This window comes from Streptomyces sp. P9-2, assembly GCF_051903975.1.
In the GTDB taxonomy this organism is placed as follows: Bacteria; Actinomycetota; Actinomycetes; order Streptomycetales; family Streptomycetaceae; genus Streptomyces; species Streptomyces cellulosae.
Genome location: NZ_CP192633.1, coordinates 4323728 through 4346770 on the forward strand (window position 1 = coordinate 4323728; position 23043 = coordinate 4346770).

Genomic DNA, 23043 nt, shown 5'->3' on the forward strand with positions numbered 1-23043 from the left:
GGGACGGCGCCCGATTCCCCGACATACGGAATCGCACGCGGAACACCCCCGGACCGGAGACCCGGCCGGGGGTGTCTGTGCGGTCGGAGGGGCGACCTCAATCGCCGTTCTTCGCGCTCTCCGCGCTCTCGCGTTCCCGCTGCTTCAGCCGGGCCGCCTCCTTGCGGACCTCGGCCTGGGTGGCGCGCTCCCGCTCCAGCCACTCGGGACGCTCCTCCTTCAGCGCCTCGATCTGCTCGGTGGTGAGCGGTTCGGTCACGCCGTTACGGGCCAGACCGGAGATCGAGACGCCCAGCTTGGCGGCGACCACCGGGCGGGGGTGCGGGCCGTCGCGCCGCAGGTCCCGCAGCCACTGCGGAGGATCCGCCTGGAGCGCGTTCAGTTCCGCGCGCGAGACCACGCCCTCCCGGAACTCGGCGGGGGTGGCCTCGAGGTACACACCCAGTTTCTTCGCCGCGGTCGCGGGCTTCATCGTCTGGGTGCTCTGGTGCTGCGTCATGGCGTCCAGGGTATCGAGCATGTGCACGGCCGCCGACCGCGGCCGGTAACCTGGCCAGGTGACCGGCCCGGAAGTGTCCCCCTCGTTCCGCCTCGTGTACGTCCCCGGTGTGATGCCCGACAAGTGGGTGCGCGTGTGGAACGAGCGGCAGCCCGACGTCCCGCTGACCCTCACCCAGGCGCCCGCCCAGCCGGCGCACGGGATGCTGCTGGACGGCGAGGCCGACGCGGGGCTCGTCCGGCTCCCCGTCGACCGGACGGTGCTCAGCGCCATCCCCCTCTACACCGAGCAGACCGTCGTCGTGGTCCCCAAGGACCACCTGGTCACGGCCGCCGACACCGTCACCGTCGAGGACCTCGCGGACGACATCGTGCTGCACCCCTTCGACGACGTGCTCGCCTGGGAGACCCTGCCCGGCCGCCCCGCGCTGGAACGCCCGGCCACCACCGCCGACGCGATCGAGCTGGTCGCGGCCGGGATCGGTGTGCTCGTGGTGCCCCTGTCGCTGGCCCGGCTGCACCACCGCAAGGACCTCACCCACCGCCCCCTGGAGGACGGCCCCGCCTCGAGCGTGGGTCTGGCCTGGCCGGAGGCGGCGACCACGGACCTGGTCGAGGACTTCATCGGCATCGTGCGCGGCCGGACCGTCAACAGCACGCGCGGCCGCCGCCCGCAGCCCGTGCGGGAGAAGCAGGCCAACCAGAAGAAGGCCCAGCCTGGCCAGGGTGACGGCGGACGCCGCCGGCAGCCGTCCGCCGGTGCCGCGGGCCGTGCCCGGCGGGCAACCGGCGGCGGGACGGCGAAGAGCGGCGGCGGAACGGCGAAGAAGCCGCGACGGGGCAAGCCCCGCCGCAGGTCCTGAACCGCGGTCCGCGGACGCGCGTCAGCGCACCGTGCCGGACGGCGACGGCGCCGGGGAGGCCGTGTTGAGGTCCTCCAGTTCCTTGGGGATCGGCAGGGCGAGCACCGGCGCGCCCGCCTGCGGCGCCGGCGGCGTCACCTGCTCGTTCGGCAGCTTCGGCGGGCTGGTCTGCTGGAAGTTCACCTGTTCATGATTGACCAGACCCGTCTTCTCCAGCACCGTGATGTGGTCCAGCACGGTGTCGTTGGCCTGGTCCGCCAGCTGCCGGATCAGCGTGTTGCGGGTGTTCGCGCGGATCTTGGCGATCGCGGGGAAGATCTGCCCGTGCGTCACGCGCATGATGTTGACCGCCGTGGAGTCGAACTCCTTGCCGCTGGTGGCCTTCACCGTCTCCACGAACCCCTGCTGCTGGGGCGACGCCTGGTTCGGCAGGGTGATGCCGAGCTCCAGGGAGATCTTGCGGCAGCTGGCGTCCAGCCGGCCGTGCCCGACCACCAGGTGCTCGCCCGCCTCCTTCATCTCCGGCGTCGTACCGCGCTCCATCGCCAGCAGCCCCAGCGGGTGCTCCCACAGTCCGGCCGCACGCACCTTCACCACGAAGTCACGGTCAGCCTCCGTCAGGGGTCCGTAGTTCGTGTTGGCCACCACCCGGTCCTGTTGGGTGGATGTGGTCTGTACGCCCAGCATGGTGGGATAGGCGAGCGCGGTGAGGGTCAGAATCATGGCTCCGCCCACGAACGCGGTTCCTGCCGTGCTGCGCGAGATGCGCATCGTGCCTCCTGGGTTAAGAACGGCCCAACACCAGGAAGTACGGACGCGGAGCGCGTAACAATCACCGTTCTTGAAAGAATTTTCGGCGGCTTCGGGAAGCGGGCTCGGTGCACGGCGTGCGGCGGTTCCCCGTCCGGTGCAGGTCAGCCCCGGCGGGCGGTCCCGGTCAGCCACTCCCAGGCGGCCCGCGCCGTGAACTCCGGCTGGCCGCCCCGCAGCAGCAGGCCCGCCGTGGCGAACTCCGGCGCGTCGGCCTGCGCGGCGACGTACGGGACGGCGATGCAGCGCATCCCGGCCGCGTGCGCGGCGGCAGCTCCCGGCGCCGCGTCCTCGACCACCACGCAGTCCGCCGGGTCCGCGCCGAGCCGCCGGGCCGCCTCCAGGAACACGTCCGGGGCCGGCTTGCCGTGCGCGACCTCGTCGGCCGACACGACGGTGCGCAGATGCGCGTCCAGGCCGGTGCCGGCCAGGATCAGGTCGATCGCCTCCGCCGAGGACCCCGACGCCACGGCCATCGGGACGCCCTCGTCCGCCAGCCGCTCGACGAACGCGCGCATCTCGGGGAACACCGTCGTCTTCGTCCGGGCCAGCTCCAGGTAGTGGTGGTTCTTCACCGCGACCAGTTCGTCCACCGACGCGGACAGGCGGTACCGGCGGCGCCAGTCCGCGATCGTCTCCCGGGTGCTGATCCCGACGTACCGCTCGTGCTCCTTCCACGAGAAGTCCGGGACGCCGTACTCGACGAGCGTGCGGCGCCCGGCCTCGTAGTAGTTCGGCTCGCTGTCCACGAGTGTTCCGTCGAGATCGAAGACGACCGAGAGGGTGTCGAGTGCGCTCATGTGACCAGCATGGCAGGGGCTAGGCGCGCGCCGACCGGCCGATCGACTCCACCAGCGGCAGCAGCCGGTGCGGCACCCGCTCCCGCAGCGCCACCTCCGTACGGGTGCGGACCACGCCGGGCAACCCGATCAACTTCTGGATCACGTCCTCCAGATGGGCGTTGTCGCGGGCCACCACCCGGGTCAGCAGGTCGCCGCCGCCCGTGATGGAGAACGCCTCCACGATCTCCGGCACCGCGGCGAGGGCGTCCCCCACCTCGTCCAGGTGTCCCTGGGTGACCTCGATGTGCACGAACGCCAGCACCGGGTGGCCCAGCGCGGCGGGGGAGAGGGCGGGGCCGACGCCGGTGATCACACCGTCGCGCTCCATGCGGTCGAGCCGCGCCTGGAGCGTGCCGCGCGCCACGCCGAGGATGCGCGCGTACTCGCGCACGGAGGTGCGGGGCTGCTCCAGCAGCAGCCGCAGGATGCGGGTGTCGAGTTCGTCCACGGCCACGAGGTCGTCGCTCCGGAGTCGGCCATTGGCACGGCGATGGCCCAGGGGATGCCGTCATGACTGTACCAATGGCTCACTCCAGTGAGCCTCGGTTGAGCCACTGGCGGCAAGGATGCTGATATGGGTGCGTCGATGGCGCTGCGGGACCCGCGGCGCCTTTTTCATGCCACGACACAGGTCGTACGAGATGCCAGGGGGCGGTAGGTGCTGAAGAAGGTGTTCATGGCTCCGGATCCGGGACGGATCCGGCTGCGGTTCGCGACGCGGGCCGTGCTCGGGATCGGGCTGGCCGTCGTCGCCTGCGGGCTCGCCGGGCACTCCCTCACCGGTGCGATCACCGGTGGACTCGCCGCGCTCCTCGCCCTGTTCACCGTCACCGACGCCACCGTCCGCGGGCAGGCCGTCACCACGGCACTCATGCCCGCCGTCGGCCTGCCCGTGCTGGCCGTCGCCGCGGCGCTCCAGGACCACCCCGTGGCCCGCGACGCCGCCTTCCTCGCCGTGGTCGGGCTCGGCGTGTACGCCAGGCGCTGGGGGCCGCGCGGGCACGCCCTCGGCATCTTCGCCTTCATGCTCTTCTTCGCGGCGCAGTTCCTGCACGCCCGCACCGGACAGCTTCTCGAGCTGTCCGCCTCCGTGCTGCTGTCCGTGGCGACCGCGGGCGCGGTGCGGTTCGGCCTGTGGTGCTACGAGCGGCGGCTGCCCCCGGTGGCCGTGCCCGCGCCTCCCGGCGGCACCGGGCTCGCCCGCATCACCACCCGTCAGGCCGTGCAGGCGACGGCCGGCGCCGGGTTCGCCCTGCTCGTGGGGCAGCTGGTGTCCGGGGAGCGCTGGTACTGGGCCGTCGGCGCGACGTGGTGGGCGTTCGTCAACACCACCTCGCGCGGCGAGACCCTGGTGCGCGGCTTCCGCCGTGTGCTGGGCACGATCATCGGAGCCGGTCTCGCCCTGTTCGTCGCCCTTCCCGCGCACGGTGACGCGGCGCTCACCGTGCTGGTCGTCGCCGTCTCGGTCTTCGGCATCTTCTACACGGCGGCCCTCTCGTACACCTGGATGATGCTCTGGGTGACGGTGCTCGCCGCCATGCTCTACGGCCTGCTGGGCGTGCTCACCCCGTCCCTGCTGGCCCTGCGGATGGCGGAGACCGGCGTCGGCGCGCTCGGCGCGGCGCTCGCGGTGGTCTTCGTGCTGCCCGTGTCCACGCACAGCGTCACCGACGCCTGGATCCAGCGGGCGCTGCGCTGTGTGCACGCCTGCACGGCGCAGACGGCCGCACGGCTGGCCGGCGACCCCGACGCGGACCCGGCGCCCATGGTCACGGAACTGGAGCAGCTCCTCGCCCGGGTACGCCTCTCCGTGGCGCCCCTCGTCCACCCGCTGAACCCGATGCTCGGCCGCAAGCGGCGGGCCCGCCGGGTGCTTGCCCTCCTCGACGACTGCGCCCGCGAGATCCGCGGCCTGGTCGCCGTCGCCGCCGACCCGGAGGCCTCCCACGACGCCCGCCTGGCCGCGGCCTGCTGGCGCGTCGAGGCGGCGGTGGAGGCCCTCACGACGGGCCGGGACATCGAACTGCGCACGGCGCCCTCCGCCACGGAACCGGCCCTGGCCCACCTCCACACCTTGGAGCGCACGCTCGCGGAACTGTCCACGCCCCTGCGGACGCCGTCGGGCTCGCCGCTGGTGGGCGCGTGAGGGGTGGCGTGGCCGCCGGCTGAGCGGGGGCGCGGGATGCGGCTCGGTCAGCCGCCGGCTCGCACCCGCCCATCCACGCCGGCCGGCCCCCGTACGCGGGCACGCGGCGCCCCTCGACCGACGGTGCCGCCCGTCGGAGGGCGAGCCATGTCGCCGCGGCCGTCCGGCGCCGGCCCGCGCCACCCGCCCATCCCGAGGCCGGGGCGCCGCACCTCACCCCACGGGCCCGTGAGCCGGCAGGGGCGGCTCCCCCTCCCGCGCCGCCGGGTGCTGAGCGCAGCCGGGTCGGCCGCATGAGGCGTGGGAATCGGGTGGGCCGGGCGCACTACCCGTTGGCCCATCCAGCCCCGCGGTCGTTACGCCGTGTCGGCCGGTGGACTCGGCGTGCCCTTGCCGGGCGGCTCCGTGCGCCGCAGCTCTGGCGGGGTGGGGGGCCGTTCCCAGCGGCCCGTCGCGCAAGCCGGCCGGCCCGGCCGGGTTCAGGGCGCTGTGCCGGCGCTCCGGCGCCCCCTCCTCCGACGGTGCCGCCCGCCGGAGAACCGGGGATGGCCGATGGGCGGTTCGCACGATCCCGATGCGTCCCCGCCGGTATCCGTCGCGGTCCCGGCGAACCCGTGCCGACGCCGCCGACGGCTGGCCGCACAGACCAGTGACGGCTAGGAGGGCGCCCCCTGCCCGGCCGCGTGACCCCCCACGCCAAAGGGCCCGCCCCGGTTAACCGGGGCGGGCCCTTCAGGCGTCCTGCGGATGAGGCGGCCGCGTCAGCGGGCCGGGGTGCTCTGGGGCTGCTGGGGGGCGATCCCCAGGGCGGTCGTGTACTTGGCCAGGGCCAGCTTGCCGATCGCCGGGTAGGGGCCGAGCGGCTCGGACGCCGGGCAGTCCGCCTCCTTCGCGGCCTCCTCGACGAGCGACGCGTCGATCTCCGGGCCGATCAGGTACGGCGCCAGCGCCAGCTGCTGCGAACCGGCGTTGCGCAGCTGCTCGGCCACGGAGGCGATGGAGCCCTCCTGGTCGAGCGCCGCGGCCATCACCGGCACGGCGAGGCGCGCGGCGAGCAGCATGCCGGTGATGCCGGCCGCCTGCACCGCCTCGTCGCCGCCCACGGAGGCCAGGATGATGCCGTCCGCGGCGGTCGCCACGGTGAACAGGCGGGCGCGGTCCGCGCGGGCCAGGCCGGCCTCGGAGAGCCGCACGTGCAGCGCCTCGGCGAGCAGCGGGTGCGGGCCGAGGACGTCGGTCAGCTCGGCGGCGACGCGGCTGTCCATGACGGCCTGGCGGACCTGGCGCAGCAGCGCGCTGTCCGGGCCGGCGAGCAGCGGAACGACGACGGCGACGGGGCCGTCGGGCTCCTTGACGTCGGAACCGGCGGCACGCGCCTGCTCGTAGCGGGCGGTGCGCTCCTCGGCCGCGTGCGCGAGGACGGAGGCCAGCGAGGGGAACTCCTCGTTGTCCCCGTCGAGGTAGCCGATCCGGGCGTCGAGACCGGGCAGCTCGGACCGTGCGATGCTCACGACCTCGTCGGCGAGCGAGCGGGTGGCACTACTGGGCGTACCCGGCACGGCGAGGACGAGCGCGGGCGCGTCCTCGGGAGCCACCAGGGGTTCGGGACGGCGGTGCCGTCCGGGCTGGCGGGGGCGCGGCATTCGTACGGGCAGGCCGGACGCGGGCCCAGTGGGGGTGCTCATGTTGCCGCATGTTAGTGGCTTCCGGGGGGCTCCTGTTCGGGGAGGGTGCAGGTGAGCGGTATCCGTCCGGTTTTGTCGGATGAGTTACGTACGGGTGTCGGCCGTGAGGGTGACGCCCGTTCCCCCCGTGCTCGTCACGCACAGCATCCTCCCGTCACTCGGAAGAGCGAGCGGACCAGCGGAAAGATCCTCGGCGAGCCGCACCGCCCCGTCGAGCGGACCGCCCTCGGCGGGCACCCGCCGCGCGTGGGGCAGCAGCTCCGCCAGCCGCTCCTCCAAAGGCGCCAGCAGCACCTCGCCGAGCCCGAGAAGCCCGCCGGTGCAGCCGACCGCCGGCGCCCCCTCCGCCGGGCACACCGCGGCCGCCGAGTCCGCCATGTGCCGGGCCGCCTCCCGCACGATCCCCAGGGCCACCGGGTCCCCGTCCTCCGCGCACGCGCCCACGCGCGGGGCGAACGAGGCGAGCACCGCCGTCCGGTCCGCGCGCGGGTACACCTGCCCCGGCAGCCCGCTCACCGGACCGAACATCTCCTCCGCGTCCGCCAGCAGCCGCGCCGAACCCCCGGCCCGCCCGTCGTGTGCGCGCAGCGCTGCCTCGAGCCCGGCCCGCCCGATCCAGGCGCCTCCGCCGCAGTCGCCGAGCAGATGCCCCCAGCCGTCCGCCCGCCGCCACCCGGCCAGGTCCGTGCCGATCGTGATCAGGCCGGTGCCCGCCGCGATCACCGCACCGCGCCGCGGCCCGAGCGCGCCCACGTACGCCGTGACCGCGTCGGCCGCCAACGCCGCCCGTACGACGCCCAGTTCCTGGGCCAGCGCGTCCGGCAGCTCCGCGCGCAGGGCGTCGCCCAGGCTGGCCATCCCCGCCGCCCCGATCGCGGCCGTGTCCAGCCGCTCCAGCCCCACTTCGGCGCACAACGCCCGTGCCATCGGCACCAGTTGCTCGAGGAAGTGCGCCGGGTCGATCCCCCGCTCGCCCGTGCGCACCGGCACGTCCGAGGAGGCCCGGGCCAGCGGACCGCGCCCGGGCGCCCCGACGACGGCCCGCAGCCCGGACCCCCCGGAGTCCACGGCGAGGTAGCCGGCCCCGGTCACGGCAGGCGCCAGTCCACCGGCTGCCCGCCCTGACGGATCAACAGGTCGTTGGCCCGGCTGAACGGACGCGAGCCGAAGAACCCGCGGTCCGCCGACATGGGCGACGGGTGCGCCGACTCCACGGCCGGCAGATCACCCAGCATGGGACGGCAGTTGCGGGCGTCCCGTCCCCACAGGATGGAGACCAGCGGCTTGCCGCGTGCGGCCAGCGCGCGTATCGCCTGCTCGGTGACCTCCTCCCAGCCCTTGCCGCGGTGGGCGCCCGGCTTGCGCGGGGCGGTCGTCAGCGCCCTGTTGAGCAGCAGCACGCCCTGTTCGGTCCACGGGGTCAGGTCGCCGTTCGACGGCTGGGGCAGGCCCAGGTCGCTGTTCAGCTCGCGGTAGATGTTGATCAGGCTGCCGGGCAGCGGGCGCACGTCGGGGGCGACGGAGAAGCTCAGGCCCACCGCGTGCCCCGGCGTGGGGTACGGGTCCTGTCCGACGATCAGGACGCGTACCTCGTCGAAGGGCTGCTGGAAGGCCCGCAGGACGTTCGCCCCCGCCGGGAGGTAGGTGCGTCCCGCGGCGATCTCCGCGCGGAGGAAGTCCCCCATCGCGGCGATCCGCCCCGCCACCGGTTCGAGGGCCTGCGCCCAGCCCGCTTCGACGATCTCGTTCAAGGGTCGTGGTGCCACGGGCGTCACCCTACTGCCGCGACGACAGCGGCTATCAACCCGTGGCCCGAACCCGGCGGGATCCGCACGGCCCCCGTCCGGGCCCTCATCCGACGACCGCCGCCCGCACGCACAGCACGTCCGGCAGATGCGCGGCCAACTGCTTCCAGCTGTCACCGTCGTTCGCGGACGCGTACACCTCGCCGTTGCGGTTGCCGAAGTAGACGCCCGCGGGGTCGGCGTCGTCGCTGCACATCGCGTCGCGCAGCACCGTGCCGTAGTGGTCCTCCTGCGGCAGCCCCGCCGACAGCGGCTCCCAGCTGCGCCCCGCGTCCCCGGTCCGGTACACACGACATCGCCGGTCCGCCGGGACCCGGTCGGCGTCGGCGTTGATCGGGAAGACGTACGCCGTGTCGCCGCGGTGGGGATGCGTCACCATCGCGAACCCGAACGTCGAGGGCAGCCCCTCGCCGATGTCCGTCCACCGCGTGCCGGCGTCGTCGCTGCGGTAGACCCCCCAGTGGTTCTGCAGATACAGCCGGTCCGGGTCCGCCGCGTCCCGGGCGACCTTGTGCACGCACTGCCCGAACTCCGGGTCCGGGTCCGGCAGGAACACCGCGGACACCCCGCGGTTGGCCGGCTCCCAGCTCGCGCCGCCGTCCAGGGTGCGGAACACACCCGCGGTGGAGACGGCCACCGTCACCGCCCGGGGGTCGCGCGCGTCGGTCAGCACGGTGTGCAGGCCCTCACCGCCGCCGCCCGGCACCCACTTGGAGCGCGTCGGATGCTCCCACAGCGGCCTGACCAGCTCGAAGGACTCCCCGCGGTCCTCCGAGCGGTACAGTGCTGCCGGCTCCGTGCCCGCGTACACCACGTCCGGCTCGGCCGCGGCCGGGTGCAGCTGCCAGACCCGCTCCAGCGAAGCTCCGGTGTCGGGTGGGAACTTGACGGCGGGCCGGGCCGGTTCGGTCCAGGTGCGGCCCAGGTCGTCGGAGTGGAACACCGACGGCCCCCAGTGCGCGCTGTCCCCGCCGGCCAGCAGCCGGGGGCTCCGCCCCCGGGTGTCGATCGCGACCGAGTACACGGCCTGCGCCTTGAAGTAGGGGGACTCGTCGAACTCCCAGGAGCCGCCTCGCCGGCGCCCGATGAACAGGCCCTTGCGGGTGCCCACGGCCAGCAGTACCTCGGTCATGCCGATCACCTCCGTGACATCGTCTTCGACGTCCTCGATCAGGACACCGGTCAGTGTGCACCCCACCACTGACAGTCACGGTCGAACGCTGCATGACCGCAGGTCACGGCGGTGCGGCGGGTCCGGGGCGGACGATCCGACGACCGTCCGCCCGCTCGGCGAAAAGCCCCCGCGTCACCCGCGCCAGGAACCCCCGCCTTACTCCCGCCCGGGCAGCGCCCGCTCCAGAATCGCGTCCAGCCCCGCCCCCGCCGGCAGCGTGCCGAAGGCGTGCCCCCAGTCGCCGCCGAGCCGCGTCGCGCAGAACGCGTCGGCGACCGCGGCCGGGGCGTGCCGCACGAGCAGGGACGCCTGCAGCGTCAGCGCCATCCGCTCCACCAGCCGGCGGGCCGTCACCTGCGACCCCTCGGCCAGCTGGTCCTTGAGCCCGGCCACGGCCGCGTCCAGCCGGGCGTCCGCCCCGCGCGTCAGCGCCAGCTCGTCGAACAGCGTCTGCGCGGTCGCCCGGTCACGGCCGAGCGCCCGGAGCACGTCCAGGGCGTTGACGTTGCCCGAGCCCTCCCAGATGGAGAGCAGCGGCGCCTCCCGGTAGTGGCGGGGCATCCCCGAGTCCTCGACGTACCCGTTGCCGCCCAGGCACTCCAGCGCCTCGGCGGTGAAGGCGGGGCCCCGCTTGGTGACCCAGTACTTGCCGACCGCCGTCGCGATCCGCCGGAACGCGGCCTCCCCGGCGTCCCCGCGCACCGCGCGGTCCGCCGCACCCGCCAGCCGCAGGGTGAGCGTCGTCGCGGCCTCGGACTCCAGCGCGAGGTCGGCCAGCACGTTGCGCATCAGCGGCTGGTCGAGCAGGCGCGCCCCGAAGGCGCTGCGGTGACGGGCGTGGTGGCCCGCCTCGACGAGTGTCTTGCGCATCAGCGCCGCCGACATCATCACGCAGTCGAGGCGCGTGCAGTTGACCATCTCGATGATGGTCTTCACACCCTGCCCCTCGGGCCCGACCAGCCAGGCGACCGTCCCGTCGAACTCCGGCTCGGAGGAGGCGTTGGAACGGTTGCCCAGTTTCTCCTTGAGGCGCTGGATGCGGAAGGTGTTGCGGGTGCCGTCGGGCAGGACGCGCGGCACGAGGAAGCAGGACAGACCGCCCGGCGTCTGCGCGAGCACCAGGAACACGTCGCACATCGGCGCCGAGGTGAACCACTTGTGGCCGCGCAGGGTGTACACGCCGGGCTCGGCCGTCGGCGTCGCGGCGGTGGTGTTGGTGCGGACGTCGGAGCCGCCCTGCTTCTCGGTCATCCCCATGCCGGCCAGCAGCCCGCGCTTCTCCGTCGGCACGCGCAGCCCGGGGTCGTACTCACGGCTGGTCAGCAGCGGCTCGTAGATCTTCGCCAGTTCGGGCTGCTTGCGCAGGGCGGGGATCGCCGCGTACGTCATCGACGTGGGGCAGCCGTGTCCGGCGTCGGTGTGGCCCCAGACGAGTCCGCCGGCGGTGCGGGCGACGTGCGCGCCGGGCCGGTCGTCCGCCCAGGGTGCGCCGGCCAGCCCCTCCGCGACGGCGGTGCGCATGAGGTGGTGCCAGCTCGGGTGGAAGTCGACCTCGTCGACGCGGTGCCCGTACCGGTCGTGGGTGCGCAGTCCGGGCTCGTGACGGTTGGCCTGGTCGGCCCACTCCTGCGCCTCCTCACTGCCCGCCAGCCGTCCCAGCCGCCGCAGGTCCTCCTCGGCCCAGCCGGCGCCCTCCCGCCGCACCCCTTCGAGCAGGGCGACGTCGTCCGAGGCGTCGTACGGGGACGGGAAAGGAGGCTGGTTGGTGACGTCGTGGGTGGCGCCGCCGAGGGCGCCGAGTGCGTACGGGGTCTGCTGCAGCTCGTCAGCGCGCGTGATGGTCATGGCTGAGTGTTGCACTATTTCTGCAGGCGCGGCAATAGTGCAACACGTCGCCACGCGCGCGTTCAGCCGTGCCGGTCGATCAGCGCCCTGTACGTCTCGAAGACGGGCTTGGGTGTGTGGTCGTCCGTGGTGGGCCCGAAGCGGTGGAACAGCCCCGGCCGGGAGCTGGCGGCGTCCCGCAGCGCGACGTGCGTGTAACCGCTCAGCCGCAGCTCCTCCGCCGGCTCTGCGACGGCCGACACCACGGTGTCGACGACCTCGGCCTGCCGGTGCGGAGGGCGTTCCTCGCCGGTGGGCCAGCCGTGCTCGGTGATGTGCGGCGGCAGATGCCCAAGGCCGGCGGGCGCCAGCGTCGCGGTGATGACGCAGCAGCCCCTCGACGGCGGACGGGAGGTCGGCCGCGGCGACGGGCCGGAAGACGTCGGGGACAGGGTTGGTGGTGTCGTCGGGCTCCTCCGTCACCTGGAGGGTGCTTGTCACCGCGCCGTACCGGTCGACCAGTTCGCGCAGGAACCGGCAGTAGCCGTCGACGTCCCCGCCCGATGACTGGTACTGCGCCACCAGGTCCAGACGTCGCCCCCCGTACGGTGTACCGCGCCGCGTCCTCCGGTGCGGCCGTCGGATGCGGCCCTCCGGGACTCGTGCTGTCGTCGAACGCGGTGTAGGCGCGGACCAGGGACGGCCGCCCCGGCCGCCCTTGCAGGAGACCCAGGGCCTCCGTCACCCGCTCCGGAGCGTCGGGCGGCCCGCTCGCCAGGCCCCCGGAGTCGTCACCGGTGACCCCACCCGGATACACACCGAACAACAGGCGCTGCGACATCACGCGTCCTTCTCCCGCGCACGCGCGGCCCCCGTGGGCGACGCCGATGCCCCGCTCCGCAGCTCCTCGATCACCGAGTCGACCCACGCGGTCTCGGCGCGCTCCAGGCTCGGCGCGTACTCGGCCTCGATGACGTGCATGCGCGGGACGCCCGCCGCCAGGCGTTCCCGAGTTGCCGCTCGTCCTCCGCCGTGCGCTCCCGCAGCCGCCGCCCGCGCTCGGTCAGCGCCTCCACCGAGCCGTCCCGGCCGAGGGCGCCGAGACGGGCGACCGCGCCCAGGAACCGGGAGAACCCACGCTTGGGCGTGCGGATCCGGGAGTCCAGCCGGCGCACCAGCTCCTCGCGTCCCGCGTCCGTGAGCGCGTACACGGTCCGCTCCGGGCGGTTGCCCGACCGCTGCCGTTCCAGCGGGGCGAGCCAGTCGCCCTCCGTCAGCGCGGCGACGGTGTTGCGGAGAGTGCCGCGCGTGATCGCGGCGGCGTGCGCGTCGCTGCGTCTGCGCAGCTCGGCGAGCATCTGGTGCGGGTGCGTGGGCTGTTCCAGCAGCAGGCCCAGCACGGGCAGGACGATCGGATTGTCGAGAGCACGACGAGGCATGGTCGAACTCTGTCAGTCCGAATGGACTATTTGACGGCCGTACGTGAACGGCGCGGCAGCGTGCGGGATCACCTGAGGGGAACCGGTCCTGACCGGGGGCCTAAAGTACGGCTCATGCGGAGCGACGACCCGGCGGAGCCGGCACCGGACGGGCCGCGGCTGCGTCCGCTGTCCGCGCGGTCGGTCGTCCTCAGCCTGCTGCTGGGCACGCACCCGCCGGAGCTGCCGGCGCGGGAGCTCGGACGGCTGGTGGAGAGTTTCGACCTCGGCGGGTCGACACTGCGGGCGGCGCTGAGCCGGATGGTGGCCGCAGGGGACCTGCGCCGCACGGACACCGGTTACCGCCTCAGCGACCGCCTGCTGGAACGCCAGCGCCGCCAGGACGAGTCGGTCCAGCCGCGCACCCGCCCGTGGGACGGGGACTGGGAGCTGGTGGTCGTCACCGCGACCGGACGCGGCCCCGCCGAACGGGCGGAGCTGCGCACCCGGTTGACCACACTGCGCCTCGCCGAGCTGCGCGAAGGGGTGTGGCTGCGCCCCGCCAACCTGGACCGCCCCCTGCCCGCCGCTCTGGACGAGGTGGCCGAACGCGGTACGACCCGCCCCGCACGCCCCGCCGCCGAACTGGCCGCGCGCCTGTGGCCGTTGGACGCCTGGGCGGACGAGGCACGCGCGCTGCTCGGGCAGGTGGGACGCAGCGGGCGTCCGGCCGAGCGGCTGACCCTTTTCGCGGCCGTGGTGCGCCATCTGCTCGCCGACCCCGTGCTGCCGCCCTCCCTGCTCCCCGCGCACTGGCCGGGCGACGCACTGCGGGCCGCGTACGCGGAGTACCGGCGAAAGCTGGAGGGCGAGGTCCGCTCGCTGGTGGGCGGGAGCTGACCGCGCGGGCGGCCCCGGAGAAGGCCGGCGGTCGTACGGGACGCCACGCGGACGTCCCGTACGACCGCTGCCCGTGGGGGGCTACCGGTAAGTGATGTCGGACGAGTTGTACTTGCAGTACGTCCCGTCGGGGCCGGAGCCGTTGCTGCTGGGCTCCTTGCCGGTGTTGTTGCCGATGTACTTCTGGCACGGCACGATCTTCTTGCTGCTGTCGCCGACGATCGTGATGTTCCGCAGGGTCGCGCTGTCGCCGTAGTTGGTGTTGATGCCGGCGATACGACCGCCCTTCCAGGTCACCTCGATGGAGTTGAGGTTGATCGTCCGCTTGTACTGCGAGGAGCAGTTGCCGCAGGAGCGGACGAAGGTGCCGAAGTTCTGGACGGCGAAGTTGGACACGTTCAGCGTGCCCGCGCCGTTGAACTGGAAGACCTTGTCACTGGCCTCCTTCGCGCCGCCGCCGCTGACGGTGTACACCGCCCCGGACGACTTGCCCTTGAACGTGGCCGCGTCCTCGCCGACGTCCTCCCACCAGACGTTCTGCAGGGTGCAGGAGCCCTCGCAGTGGATGCCGTCGGCGGCCGGGGCGCCGATGATCACGTTCTTGAGGACCGCGCCGTCGGACAGCTTCAGGATCGGGCCCTGATCCTCGTCCTGGCTGCCGGAGCCCAGGTCGCCGGTGCCGTAGAGGCGCTTCATGCCGTAGTCCTTGGTGCCGGACACGGAGATGGTGGAGGAGACGCCCTGACTGCCGTTGGGGGTCGGCCAGGTGGCGGCCTGCGCGGACGGTGCCGCGGTCGTCAGGATCATGCCAACCGAGAGGCCGAGGGTGGCGAGCGCGCCCGTCAGTGTGCGCCGTGGGGTGCGCGGTCGTGTCGCGGATGTCATGTCGTTCCTTCTGTCGTGGTGTGGGGGTGTCGAGCCAGTGGCAAGCCATGTGGATGAACCACGTTCATGTTTCTGCGCGACATGCGGGCCGAATTCGTTCAACGGTCACGACCCGGTCATGTCGATGAACGGAACGTAGAGGGAAAGCGCTTTCTGGTCAACGCTTCGCGTGGTCCGCATTCGGCCAGGAACACCGGGAACGACAGACGCCGGCGGCCCGGAACCCCGGTACGGGATTCCGGGCCGCCGGCGCGACACGGGGGAGGGGTGAGCAGGTCAGACGGAGAGGTGGTACTGGTCCGGCACGCGGACCTCGGCGTCCAGTTCGCGGGCGGCCTGGCGGGCCCAGGAGGGGTTGCGCAGCAGCTCACGGCCCAGCAGGACGGCGTCCGCCTCGCCGTTGGCGAGAATCTTCTCCGCCTGCCCGGGGTCCGTGATCAGACCCACGGCCGCGACCGGCATCGGCGTCTCCCGGCGCACCCGCGCGGCGAACGGCACCTGGTAGCCGGGGCCGACGGGGATGCGGACGCCGGGGGAGTTGCCGCCGGTGGAGACGTCGATCAGGTCGATGCCCCGCTCGTGCAGGTCGGCGGCGAGACGGACGGTGTCGTCCGCAGTCCAGCCGTCCGCGTCCAGCCAGTCCGTCGCGGAGACACGGAAGAACAGCGGCTTGTCGTCCGGCCACACCTCGCGCACGGCGTCCACCACCTCGAACGCGAACCGCGTGCGGTTCTCGTACGAACCGCCGTAGGCGTCGGTGCGGTGGTTGGAGTGCGGCGAGAGGAACTCGTTGATCAGGTAGCCATGCGCGCCGTGGACCTCGGCGACCTCGAAACCGGCGGCGAGGGCGCGGCGGGCGGCCGCGCGGAACTGGCCGACGATCTCCCGGATCTCCTCCGTGCTCAGCTCGTCCGGCACCTGGTGGCGCTCGCTGAACGGGACCGCGCTGGGCGCGACCGGCTGCCAGCCGAGGCCGTCCTTGTCGACCGGCGCCCCGCCCTTCCACGGCTGGTCGGTCGCCGCCTTGCGTCCGGCGTGCGCCAGCTGGACGCCCGGCACGGTGCCCTGCGCGGAGAGGAAGCGGGTGATCCGGCGGAACGCCTCGACCTGGGTGTCGTTCCAGATCCCGAGGTCGTACGGCGAGATGCGGCCCTCCGGCGACACCGCCGTGGCCTCGACGAGGATCAGCCCCGTGCCGCCGGTGGCGCGGGCGCCGTAGTGCGCGAAGTGCCAGTCGTTCGGCACGCCGGCCTCCGGGCCCTCCGGCGCGGCCGAGTACTGGCACATCGGCGCCATCCACACACGGTTGGGGATCGTCAGGGCGCGCAGGGTGTACGGCTCGAAGAGCGTGCTCACGGTGGACTCCGTTCGGAGGGGGACGACGGGGGTGCGGCTCGTACGATAGACATCGTAGTACGGGGGATGTCAAACTACGATGGTTCTCGTACAATGACGGTTCCCGGAGCACCATGGAGCCGCCGTGACGACCGCCCCTCCCAGCCCCCGCGTCCTGCCGCACCCCGCGCGGGACGAGATCCGGCTGGAGTCAGTGCTGCACGCGCTGTCCGACCCCGTCCGGATGCGCATCGTCAGCGAACTCGCCGAAGCCGAGGCGGCGTTGTCCTGCTCCCGCTTCGACCTCCCGGTCACCAAGTCCACCACCACGCACCACTTCCGCGTGCTGCGCGAGAGCGGCGTGATCCAGCAGGTGTACGAGGGCACCGCCAAGATGAACGGCCTCCGCCGCGAGGACCTGGACGCCCTGTTCCCGGGCCTCCTGGACGCGCTCCTCACCGCGGCGCGAGGCCAGGCGGCACGGGACGGGGCCTGAAGGGCGCAGGCGGCGCTGCTACGGCCGACGAACCACCCCGCTCCGCGCCGCACCCAGCAGTGACTCCCAGTCCGGGAGCTTGACCACACCCCTGCCGAGGGACGCGCCCAGGCGGGACTCCGCTTGTTCGATGGACTCCCAGCCCTGCCACGGGACCGGGTCCACGCCCTCCGCGCGCAGGGCCGGGAGCGGGTCGTCGGGGAGGGGGCGCGTGGTGAGGGACGGGGCGTCCTCGAGCAGGGACGTCACCGTTTCCTTCGCGCAGGAGCGGTTGGTGCCGATGACGCCCGTCGGGCCGCGCTTGATCCAGCCTGCGACGTACTCGCCCGGCGCGGCGGCGCCCCCGCGCAGCACCCGTCCCGCGAGATGCGGCACCGTGCCCGTCGCCGCGTCGAACGGCAGCCCCTCCAGAGGCACGCCCCGGTACCCGACCGAGCGGAGCACCAACTGGCCCTCGACCTCCTCGAAGCGGCCCGTCCCCGTGACCCCGCCCGCGCCGTCCGGCGCCGTCCGTTCGAAGCGCACGGCGCCCACCCGGCCGTCGGCGGCGAGCAGTTCGGCCGGGCGGAGGAAGAACCGCAGACGGATCAGGCGCCCGGCGTCCGGGCGCGGCGGCGCCGTCCAGTCGCGCAGCACCTCGACGTTGCGGCGCCGGGGCGGAGGCAGGCCGGACGGGTCGGCGAACGCCGGGTCGAGCGCCGCCTCGGCCGGATCGACGTGGACGGCGGTGCCCGGCAGGGTGCCCAGTTCGCGCAGCTCCTTGGTGGTGAAGCGCGCCTGCGACGGTCCGCGGCGGCCCACCATGTGGATCTCCGTGACCTCGCTCGCCGCGAGGGCGGTCAGCGCCGCGTGCGGCACGTCGGTGGGGCGCAGTTCGCCCGCCCCGCGCGCCAGCATGCGCGTCACGTCCACGGCGACGTTCCCCACGCCGACCACCACCGCCGACCGCACCCCGCGCAGGAACCCGGCGTCGGACGCGTCCGGGTGCGCGCTGTACCAGGACACGAACTCGGTCGCCGACCAGCTCCCCGGAAGGTCCTCGCCCGGGACGCCCAGATGCCGGTCCGTGGCGGCGCCCACGCAGTACACCACCGCGTGGTACAGCTCCCGCAGCCGGGCCGCCGGCACCCCGCCCGGCCCGACCGGCACGGCGCCGAGGAACCGCACCCGCTCGTGCTCCAGCACCGTGCGCAGACTGCCCTGCAGGGACTTGATCTTCTCGTGGTCCGGGGCGACGCCGTAGCGCACCAGGCCGTAGGGGCAGGGCAGGCGGTCGAGGACGTCGACCCGCACCCCGGGATCGAGCTGGACGAGATGCTGGGCGGTGTAGCACCCGCTGGGTCCGCTTCCGACGACGGCGACACGCAGCACGGGGAACTCCTCACCCCGAGGGGGACCGGCGGAACACCGCCGGCGTCTTCCAGCATGGCACCGCCCGCGCTCCGCTGACAGGGTGCCGTCCGCCGTCCGGGGTGCGTGTTCCTACGGAGGGAAACTGATCATCCCGTTACGTTGCCTGTGTGCTCGAGGCATCTTTTCTTCAACTTTCCGATCGCTCTCCTGCGGAGGGTGCGGTGTCCGTGTGGCCCGCGTGGGAGGTGCGGGAGGGCGAGCGCTCCACCCGGTGGCTCCATGTGCGGCTGGCCTTCCGCGACGGGGCCACGGTCGAGGCGCTGGCGTCCGTGGGCGACGGCTGGGTCTGTCTGGAGGACGTCCAGGCCCGCCCCGCGCTGGCCCTGGAGGACCTGGCCGTGTTCGCCGACTGGATCGAGGGTCCGCTGGCGCGGGCCTGCGGCGCCGGGCCCGAGCCGGAGCAAGGTGCGGGGGAGGACACCGGCGGCACACATCAGAGGGAGGAGCCCTCGGGCGGGCGGGCCGAGTGGCCCGTCGTGGCCCAGGCCTACCGGGCCGCGCAGGAGCGGGGCGCCGACCCGGTGCTCGCCGTGATGGACCGGACCGGCTACAGCCGGCGCGGGGCGCTCCGTCTCATCGGGCGGACGCGCGACGCGGGGCTGCTCTCCCCGCGCCACGCCCGCCGGGCGGAGCGCCCCTGACCGGACCGCCGCCCAGGCGGTACGCCGCAGCCGGAAACGGACGGAACGTCACAGCAGGTCGCGCATCCGGTTGATCTCGCTGGTCTGCTGCGCGACCACGTCGTCCGCCATCTCCTCGATCTGGATGTTGTTCCCCTGGCCCTTCACCTCGGTGGCCATGGTGATCGCGCCCTGGTGGTGCGTGATCATCAGCGTGAGGAACAGCTGGTCGAACGCCTTGCCCTCGGCCGCCCGCAGCTGCCGCAGCTGCGCCTCGGTCGCCATGCCCGGCATCGTCGCGTGGTCGTGCCCGTGGCCGGCGTCCTCCTCGGACTTGCCGTGCGTGCGCAGCCATCCCTTCATCGAGCCGATCTCGGGCTTCTGCGCGGCGGCGATGCGCTCGGCCAGCTTGACCACCTTCGGCGACTCGGCGCGCCCCGGCACCAGTTCGGTCATCTCCAGTGCCTGTGCGTGGTGCTGGATCATCATCCGCGCGTACGACACGTCCGCGGCGTTGGGGGAGTCGTCCTCCTTGCGCTCCTTCTGGGCCTCTTCGGCCGACAGGGTGCGGTTCTCCTCCCCGGGCGCTCCGGGCGCGATCACCGAAGGGCCGCTCGCGGGGGCGGACTTGGCGTCGTCGCCGCCGGAGTCGCAGCCCACGAGCCCGAGTACGGCCAGCGCGGTCAGCCCGGCGGCGACGGCGGACAGGCGTGGCACGCGGCGGTTGTGCACATGGACCTCCTGTGACTGGCGGTATTCCCGCTCGGCAGTGGTGCGGAACACCTCGTGAGTGTCGATGACCGTCCTAGCACGCTTCCGCGCAACTTCGATCAAAAAACTTTGTTGCGATGGTGTGGAGCCCCTGTTGGTATGTGCATGTCGAAGACGATACTGCCGGTGCCACACCGTTCCGACGTGAACGGAACCAGGGAGGAAAACAGTGATCCTGTTGAGCGTTTCCCGAACCCGGCGGAGACGGCTGGGAGTTGCAGCAGCCGCCGGCGGCCTGCTGGCCGCGCTGCTCACCGCCGCGCCCGCCGCGGCGATCCCGGACCCGGGGGACTCGCCCGCCGCCTCGAAGGAAGTGTCCCGCAGCGACCAGGCCGAGGCGCGCGCCGCCATCAGGAGCGGCGAGATACCCGGCCAGGACGAGATCGTCCACTCCGCAAACATCGAACACGTCACCAACATCCCCAAGGACGTGCTGTCCGGCTTCAACTCGGACCTCGCCTTCCAGGGGACGTACGCGTTCGCCGGCAACTACGACGGCTTCCGCATCTTCGACATCAGCAACCCGAAGAAGCCCAAGACGGTGGCTCAGGTGCTGTGTCCCGGATCGCAGAACGACATCTCCGTCTCCGGCAACCTGCTGTTCCTGTCGACGGACTCCTCGCGCAGCGACAGCAGCTGCAACAGCACCACGCAGCCCGCCACCGAGAAGTCCTCCTGGGAGGGCATGAAGGTCTTCGACATCAGCGACAAGCGCAACCCGCGCTACGTCGCCGCGGTCGAGACCGCCTGCGGCTCGCACACCCACACGCTGGTGCCCGACCGCAAGAACGTCTACATCTACGTCTCGTCCTACTCGCCCAACGCGGCCTACCCGGACTGCCAGCCGCCGCACGACGGCATCTCCGTGATCAAGGTCCCGCGCAAGGCCCCGCACAAGGCCGCCGTGGTCGGGTTCCCCGTGCTGTTCCCGGGTGAGGGCCCGGACGGCGGCGGCAACCCGGGCGCGCCCACCAACCCGGGCGTCTCCAAGACCACCGGCTGCCACGACATCACCGTGCTGCCCTCGAAGGACCTGGCCGCCGGCGCGTGCATGGGCGACGGCATCCTGTTCTCCATCAAGAACCCCGAGCGTCCGCGGGTGATCGACCGCGTCCAGGACAACGTGAACTTCGCGTTCTGGCACTCGGCGACGTTCAACCAGAAGGCCGACAAGGTCGTCTTCACCGACGAGCTGGGCGGCGGCGGCGCGGCCACCTGCAGCGCGGAGATCGGCCCCAACCGCGGCGCGGACGGCATCTACGACATCGTCGGCAAGGGCGAGCGCAGCAAGCTGGTCTTCCGCAGCTACTTCAAGATCCCCCGCCACCAGGCGGACACCGAGAACTGCGTGGCCCACAACGGCTCGCTGATCCCGGTCCGCGGCCGTGACCTGATGGTCCAGGCCTGGTACCAGGGCGGCGTCTCGGTGTGGGACTTCACCAACTCGTCCAAGCCGAAGGAGATCGCCTACTTCGAGCGTGGTCCGCTCACCACCGACCAGCTCAACGTGGCCGGTTCGTGGTCGGCGTACTACTACAACGGCTACATCTACTCCAACGACATCGCCAAGGGCCTCGACGTCCTGAAGATCGACGACAAGCGCACGGACCCGGCCCGCAAGGTCCACGTGAAGGAGCTCAACGTGCAGACGCAGCCGGACTACTTCGACTGAGTCTCGTGGCCCGTCGCGAAGAACCGGGCCATGTCCGTCCGGTCCTTCTCCTTCGTCCCGCCGGTCCCCTCGGGGTCCGGCGGGACACCCATCTCCCAGTCCAGCCGGTAGCGCTTGAACAGTTCGGCGCGCAGCACCGGCACGGACATCGGCGCCCCCGGCATCACCGCCGCGTAGACGGCGCCCATCAGCAGCGCCCGCAGCATCGGATAGTCCGACTCGACGTCCTGGGAGCCGTGCCGGGCGACCGTGTCGCTCAGCAGCTCGGCCAGCCGCCGCTGCTCGGGACACGGCAGAAATCCCTCCGCCTGCAGCAGCCCCGCCATGTGCTGGCGCATCAGCACCGGCCGGTCCCGCGCCAGGCCCAGGATCGCGTCGATCGCCCGCGCCATCCGCTCCCTGCCGTCGTCGGTGCGCGGCTCCCGCTCCAGCGCCTCCTCCAGGCTGCGGTGCATCAGCCGGTGCACGGCGGACTGCACGAGCTGGCGCTTCCCCGGGAAGTAGTACGACACCAGCCCCCGCGCCGAGCCCGCCCGGTCGGCTATGTCGCCCAGCGTCGTCGCCTCGTACCCGCGCTCGTCGACCAGTTCGACCGCCGCGTGCAGCAGCCGCTCCTTGGAACGCCGACGCAACTCTTCATTGACCAGGGCGCTGCGCGGGGACATGCTGGACTCCTGCGTTGACTGGCTGCCAGCCAACTATACTCAGCGCACCTGGAAGGGCCCCCGGCGGGTCCTTTTCGGGCTGCCGTTCACCTCGGGCGACGCGGGGGATCGTCCGAGGTGGACGGTTCGGGCGAGGGGGACGACGGGTGCGACGGGGTCGACGGGCGGCGCGCCTCGCCTGACCTGCCCGGCGTCGCGGCTCCGTCCGCCGGACGCAGCCGCCGGTGCGCCGCGACCGCCGCGAGCACCGTCAGCGTGCCGAACAGCCAGCCGCCGAGCACGTCCGTCGGCCAGTGCACGCCGAGCCAGACCCGGGTGAGACCGACACCGGTCACCGAGATCACCGCTGCCACCAGCGCCGTACGCCACAGCAGGGGGCCCACGCCGTGGCGGTGCAGCAGCCACAGCAGCAGCCCCAGGACGACCGTCGCGGTCATGGCGTGTCCCGAGGGGAAGGCGGCGTAGTGCGCCGAGTCCACCGGGTCGGTCCACACCGGGCGCTCCCGTCCGAGCGCCGCCTTCAGCCCCTGCTGCACGGCCGTGGCAAGAGCCACCACCACGACCAGCCACCCCGCGGTCCACCGCGCGGCCGGCCGTCGGAGCAGCAGGATCACGGCCACCGCGCACAGCAGACGCATCGTCCACGGGTCCCACACCCAGTCCGTCAGGACGCGGGCCGTCTGCGTCAGCCCGTCCTCCGCCACCGCCCAGCGGTGCGTGGTCCGGGAGATGCCGCCGTCCAGGTCCAGCAGCGGCCGCCACTCGGCGGCCACCAGTGCGAGGAGCAGTGCGGAGGCGACACCGAGCAGCATGGTCGGCGCCAGCGCCGGCCGGTCCGGCGTACGGGGTTCGGGGGGCGCGGGCGGTGCGGGGGCATGGGGGGTGCGCATGGGCTGATCCTCGCCGACCGGGGGCACGTCGGGCCAGTACCCGGCGCGCCCGGTTCTGCCGTGTGGGAGCTGTCGCTGACCCAGTGCCCGCGATCGGGGAGGGAACGCCAGGGGGAGGGCGGCGAGTGACGGGGCGGGTGATGCGGTGCCGGTTGATTGTGACCGGTGGGGGCGGGGTGCCGATTGCCGGAGATCGGTGGCCGTTACGGCCGTGTCGGGAGGGGAGCCTGGACGGCGGGGGGCGAGACCGCCCGGGGCCTGTTGTCCTGGGGACACGCCGGGAGTGTGGGGAGTGCCGGTCCCCGAAGGTGACAGCGACGGGCACTCGGTG

General features: G+C 73.1%; 22 protein-coding genes and 1 pseudogene. 6 read left to right on the forward strand and 17 right to left on the reverse strand.

What is annotated here, in order from left to right; translation table 11 throughout:
• Positions 1-97: 97 nt before the first annotated feature.
• On the reverse strand, positions 98-520 hold the full coding sequence (locus ACQY0Z_RS19900; RefSeq protein ID WP_189904902.1) for a DUF5997 family protein: 423 nt from the start codon (positions 518-520) through the stop codon (positions 98-100).
• Between the two features lie 37 nt (positions 521-557).
• On the opposite strand from ACQY0Z_RS19900, the gene ACQY0Z_RS19905 reads away from it, so the two are divergent.
• A complete protein-coding gene (locus ACQY0Z_RS19905) occupies positions 558-1361 on the forward strand; it encodes a LysR family transcriptional regulator substrate-binding protein (RefSeq protein WP_439812592.1) in 804 nt (267 codons plus the stop codon).
• A 21-nt stretch (positions 1362-1382) separates the two neighbouring features.
• Here ACQY0Z_RS19905 and ACQY0Z_RS19910 read toward each other — a convergent pair whose 3' ends face one another.
• From ACQY0Z_RS19910 to ACQY0Z_RS19920, 3 genes are all read right to left on the reverse strand, one after another.
• Positions 1383-2132 carry a DUF4142 domain-containing protein gene (locus ACQY0Z_RS19910; RefSeq protein WP_189904790.1) on the reverse strand — a complete coding sequence of 250 codons (750 nt, stop codon included), beginning with the start codon at positions 2130-2132 and terminating at the stop codon, positions 1383-1385.
• 143 nt (positions 2133-2275) lie between these two features.
• On the reverse strand, positions 2276-2971 hold the full coding sequence (locus ACQY0Z_RS19915; RefSeq protein WP_347225048.1) for an HAD family hydrolase: 696 nt from the start codon (positions 2969-2971) through the stop codon (positions 2276-2278).
• Between the two features lie 19 nt (positions 2972-2990).
• Positions 2991-3467 (reverse strand): Lrp/AsnC family transcriptional regulator, encoded by a 477-nt coding sequence (locus tag ACQY0Z_RS19920; RefSeq protein ID WP_254585144.1) that lies wholly within the window; start codon positions 3465-3467, stop codon positions 2991-2993.
• A 204-nt stretch (positions 3468-3671) separates the two neighbouring features.
• On the opposite strand from ACQY0Z_RS19920, the gene ACQY0Z_RS19925 reads away from it, so the two are divergent.
• Positions 3672-5159, forward strand: a complete 1488-nt coding sequence (locus ACQY0Z_RS19925; RefSeq protein ID WP_254585143.1) for an FUSC family protein — start codon at positions 3672-3674, stop codon at positions 5157-5159.
• A 761-nt stretch (positions 5160-5920) separates the two neighbouring features.
• Here the strand turns inward: ACQY0Z_RS19925 and ACQY0Z_RS19930 are convergent.
• The 7 genes and pseudogenes from ACQY0Z_RS19930 to ACQY0Z_RS19960 all read right to left on the reverse strand — a co-directional run bounded on the left by ACQY0Z_RS19930 (position 5921) and on the right by ACQY0Z_RS19960 (position 13086).
• A complete protein-coding gene (locus ACQY0Z_RS19930) occupies positions 5921-6844 on the reverse strand; it encodes a sirohydrochlorin chelatase (RefSeq protein ID WP_189904786.1) in 924 nt (307 codons plus the stop codon).
• Positions 6845-6928: 84 nt separating this feature from the next.
• Entirely contained in the window at positions 6929-7936 is a 1008-nt protein-coding gene (locus tag ACQY0Z_RS19935) for an N-acetylglucosamine kinase (RefSeq protein WP_439812593.1), read from the reverse strand.
• Positions 7933-8610: a uracil-DNA glycosylase gene (locus ACQY0Z_RS19940; RefSeq protein WP_189904782.1), complete on the reverse strand. Its 678-nt coding sequence runs from the start codon at positions 8608-8610 to the stop codon at positions 7933-7935. The genes ACQY0Z_RS19935 and ACQY0Z_RS19940 overlap by 4 nt, the downstream gene beginning before the upstream one ends.
• A gap of 85 nt (positions 8611-8695) precedes the next feature.
• Entirely contained in the window at positions 8696-9850 is a 1155-nt protein-coding gene (locus tag ACQY0Z_RS19945; RefSeq protein ID WP_430541729.1) for a WD40/YVTN/BNR-like repeat-containing protein, read from the reverse strand.
• Positions 9851-9979: 129 nt separating this feature from the next.
• Complete coding sequence (locus ACQY0Z_RS19950) at positions 9980-11668, reverse strand: acyl-CoA dehydrogenase family protein (RefSeq protein WP_439812594.1); 1689 nt, start codon at positions 11666-11668, stop codon at positions 9980-9982.
• Positions 11669-11730: 62 nt separating this feature from the next.
• A pseudogene (locus ACQY0Z_RS19955) lies at positions 11731-12488 on the reverse strand (hypothetical protein).
• A 70-nt stretch (positions 12489-12558) separates the two neighbouring features.
• A complete protein-coding gene (locus ACQY0Z_RS19960) occupies positions 12559-13086 on the reverse strand; it encodes a PadR family transcriptional regulator (protein ID WP_439812595.1) in 528 nt (175 codons plus the stop codon).
• Between the two features lie 114 nt (positions 13087-13200).
• On the opposite strand from ACQY0Z_RS19960, the gene ACQY0Z_RS19965 reads away from it, so the two are divergent.
• Entirely contained in the window at positions 13201-13965 is a 765-nt protein-coding gene (locus ACQY0Z_RS19965) for a PaaX family transcriptional regulator C-terminal domain-containing protein (protein WP_439812596.1), read from the forward strand.
• A gap of 81 nt (positions 13966-14046) precedes the next feature.
• Here ACQY0Z_RS19965 and ACQY0Z_RS19970 read toward each other — a convergent pair whose 3' ends face one another.
• Both ACQY0Z_RS19970 and ACQY0Z_RS19975 read right to left on the reverse strand, forming a co-directional pair.
• On the reverse strand, positions 14047-14850 hold the full coding sequence (locus tag ACQY0Z_RS19970) for a pectate lyase (RefSeq protein WP_439812597.1): 804 nt from the start codon (positions 14848-14850) through the stop codon (positions 14047-14049).
• A gap of 276 nt (positions 14851-15126) precedes the next feature.
• Positions 15127-16206: an NADH:flavin oxidoreductase/NADH oxidase gene (locus ACQY0Z_RS19975; protein WP_254585137.1), complete on the reverse strand. Its 1080-nt coding sequence runs from the start codon at positions 16204-16206 to the stop codon at positions 15127-15129.
• Positions 16207-16330: 124 nt separating this feature from the next.
• On the opposite strand from ACQY0Z_RS19975, the gene ACQY0Z_RS19980 reads away from it, so the two are divergent.
• Complete coding sequence (locus ACQY0Z_RS19980; RefSeq protein WP_189904772.1) at positions 16331-16681, forward strand: ArsR/SmtB family transcription factor; 351 nt, start codon at positions 16331-16333, stop codon at positions 16679-16681.
• A gap of 18 nt (positions 16682-16699) precedes the next feature.
• On the opposite strand, the gene ACQY0Z_RS19985 is transcribed toward ACQY0Z_RS19980, so the two are convergent.
• Positions 16700-18052: an FAD-dependent oxidoreductase gene (locus ACQY0Z_RS19985; protein WP_439812598.1), complete on the reverse strand. Its 1353-nt coding sequence runs from the start codon at positions 18050-18052 to the stop codon at positions 16700-16702.
• Positions 18053-18255: 203 nt separating this feature from the next.
• On the opposite strand from ACQY0Z_RS19985, the gene ACQY0Z_RS19990 reads away from it, so the two are divergent.
• Positions 18256-18735, forward strand: a complete 480-nt coding sequence (locus ACQY0Z_RS19990; RefSeq protein ID WP_189904770.1) for a DUF6214 family protein — start codon at positions 18256-18258, stop codon at positions 18733-18735.
• A gap of 48 nt (positions 18736-18783) precedes the next feature.
• Here the strand turns inward: ACQY0Z_RS19990 and ACQY0Z_RS19995 are convergent, their stop codons facing one another.
• Positions 18784-19446 carry a DUF305 domain-containing protein gene (locus tag ACQY0Z_RS19995; RefSeq protein ID WP_189904898.1) on the reverse strand — a complete coding sequence of 221 codons (663 nt, stop codon included), beginning with the start codon at positions 19444-19446 and terminating at the stop codon, positions 18784-18786.
• Between the two features lie 208 nt (positions 19447-19654).
• Between ACQY0Z_RS19995 and ACQY0Z_RS20000 the strand changes: the two genes are divergently transcribed.
• Positions 19655-21157 (forward strand): LVIVD repeat-containing protein, encoded by a 1503-nt coding sequence (locus ACQY0Z_RS20000; RefSeq protein ID WP_189904769.1) that lies wholly within the window; start codon positions 19655-19657, stop codon positions 21155-21157.
• On the opposite strand, the gene ACQY0Z_RS20005 is transcribed toward ACQY0Z_RS20000, so the two are convergent.
• Both ACQY0Z_RS20005 and ACQY0Z_RS20010 read right to left on the reverse strand, forming a co-directional pair.
• Complete coding sequence (locus ACQY0Z_RS20005; RefSeq protein WP_347225040.1) at positions 21145-21822, reverse strand: TetR/AcrR family transcriptional regulator; 678 nt, start codon at positions 21820-21822, stop codon at positions 21145-21147. The genes ACQY0Z_RS20000 and ACQY0Z_RS20005 overlap by 13 nt on opposite strands.
• An 86-nt stretch (positions 21823-21908) precedes the next feature.
• The gene (locus tag ACQY0Z_RS20010; RefSeq protein WP_189904767.1) at positions 21909-22712 is read right to left on the reverse strand and encodes a phosphatase PAP2 family protein; all 804 of its coding nucleotides are present in this window, start codon (positions 22710-22712) and stop codon (positions 21909-21911) included.
• Positions 22713-23043: the final 331 nt, after the last annotated feature.

Excerpts from the sequence above, each read along its gene's own strand:
- ACQY0Z_RS19965 (WP_439812596.1), top strand. The coding sequence starts at position 13,201 with ATGCGGAGCGACGACCCGGCGGAGCCGGCACCGGACGGGCCGCGGCTG.
- ACQY0Z_RS19900 (WP_189904902.1), bottom strand. The coding sequence starts at position 520 with ATGCTCGATACCCTGGACGCCATGACGCAGCACCAGAGCACCCAGACG.
- ACQY0Z_RS20010 (WP_189904767.1), bottom strand. The coding sequence starts at position 22,712 with ATGCGCACCCCCCATGCCCCCGCACCGCCCGCGCCCCCCGAACCCCGT.
- ACQY0Z_RS19950 (WP_439812594.1), bottom strand. The coding sequence starts at position 11,668 with ATGACCATCACGCGCGCTGACGAGCTGCAGCAGACCCCGTACGCACTC.
- ACQY0Z_RS19960 (WP_439812595.1), bottom strand. The coding sequence starts at position 13,086 with ATGCCTCGTCGTGCTCTCGACAATCCGATCGTCCTGCCCGTGCTGGGC.
- ACQY0Z_RS19915 (WP_347225048.1), bottom strand. The coding sequence starts at position 2,971 with ATGAGCGCACTCGACACCCTCTCGGTCGTCTTCGATCTCGACGGAACA.
- ACQY0Z_RS19970 (WP_439812597.1), bottom strand. The coding sequence starts at position 14,850 with ATGACATCCGCGACACGACCGCGCACCCCACGGCGCACACTGACGGGC.
- ACQY0Z_RS19910 (WP_189904790.1), bottom strand. The coding sequence starts at position 2,132 with ATGCGCATCTCGCGCAGCACGGCAGGAACCGCGTTCGTGGGCGGAGCC.
- ACQY0Z_RS20005 (WP_347225040.1), bottom strand. The coding sequence starts at position 21,822 with ATGTCCCCGCGCAGCGCCCTGGTCAATGAAGAGTTGCGTCGGCGTTCC.
- ACQY0Z_RS19930 (WP_189904786.1), bottom strand. The coding sequence starts at position 6,844 with ATGAGCACCCCCACTGGGCCCGCGTCCGGCCTGCCCGTACGAATGCCG.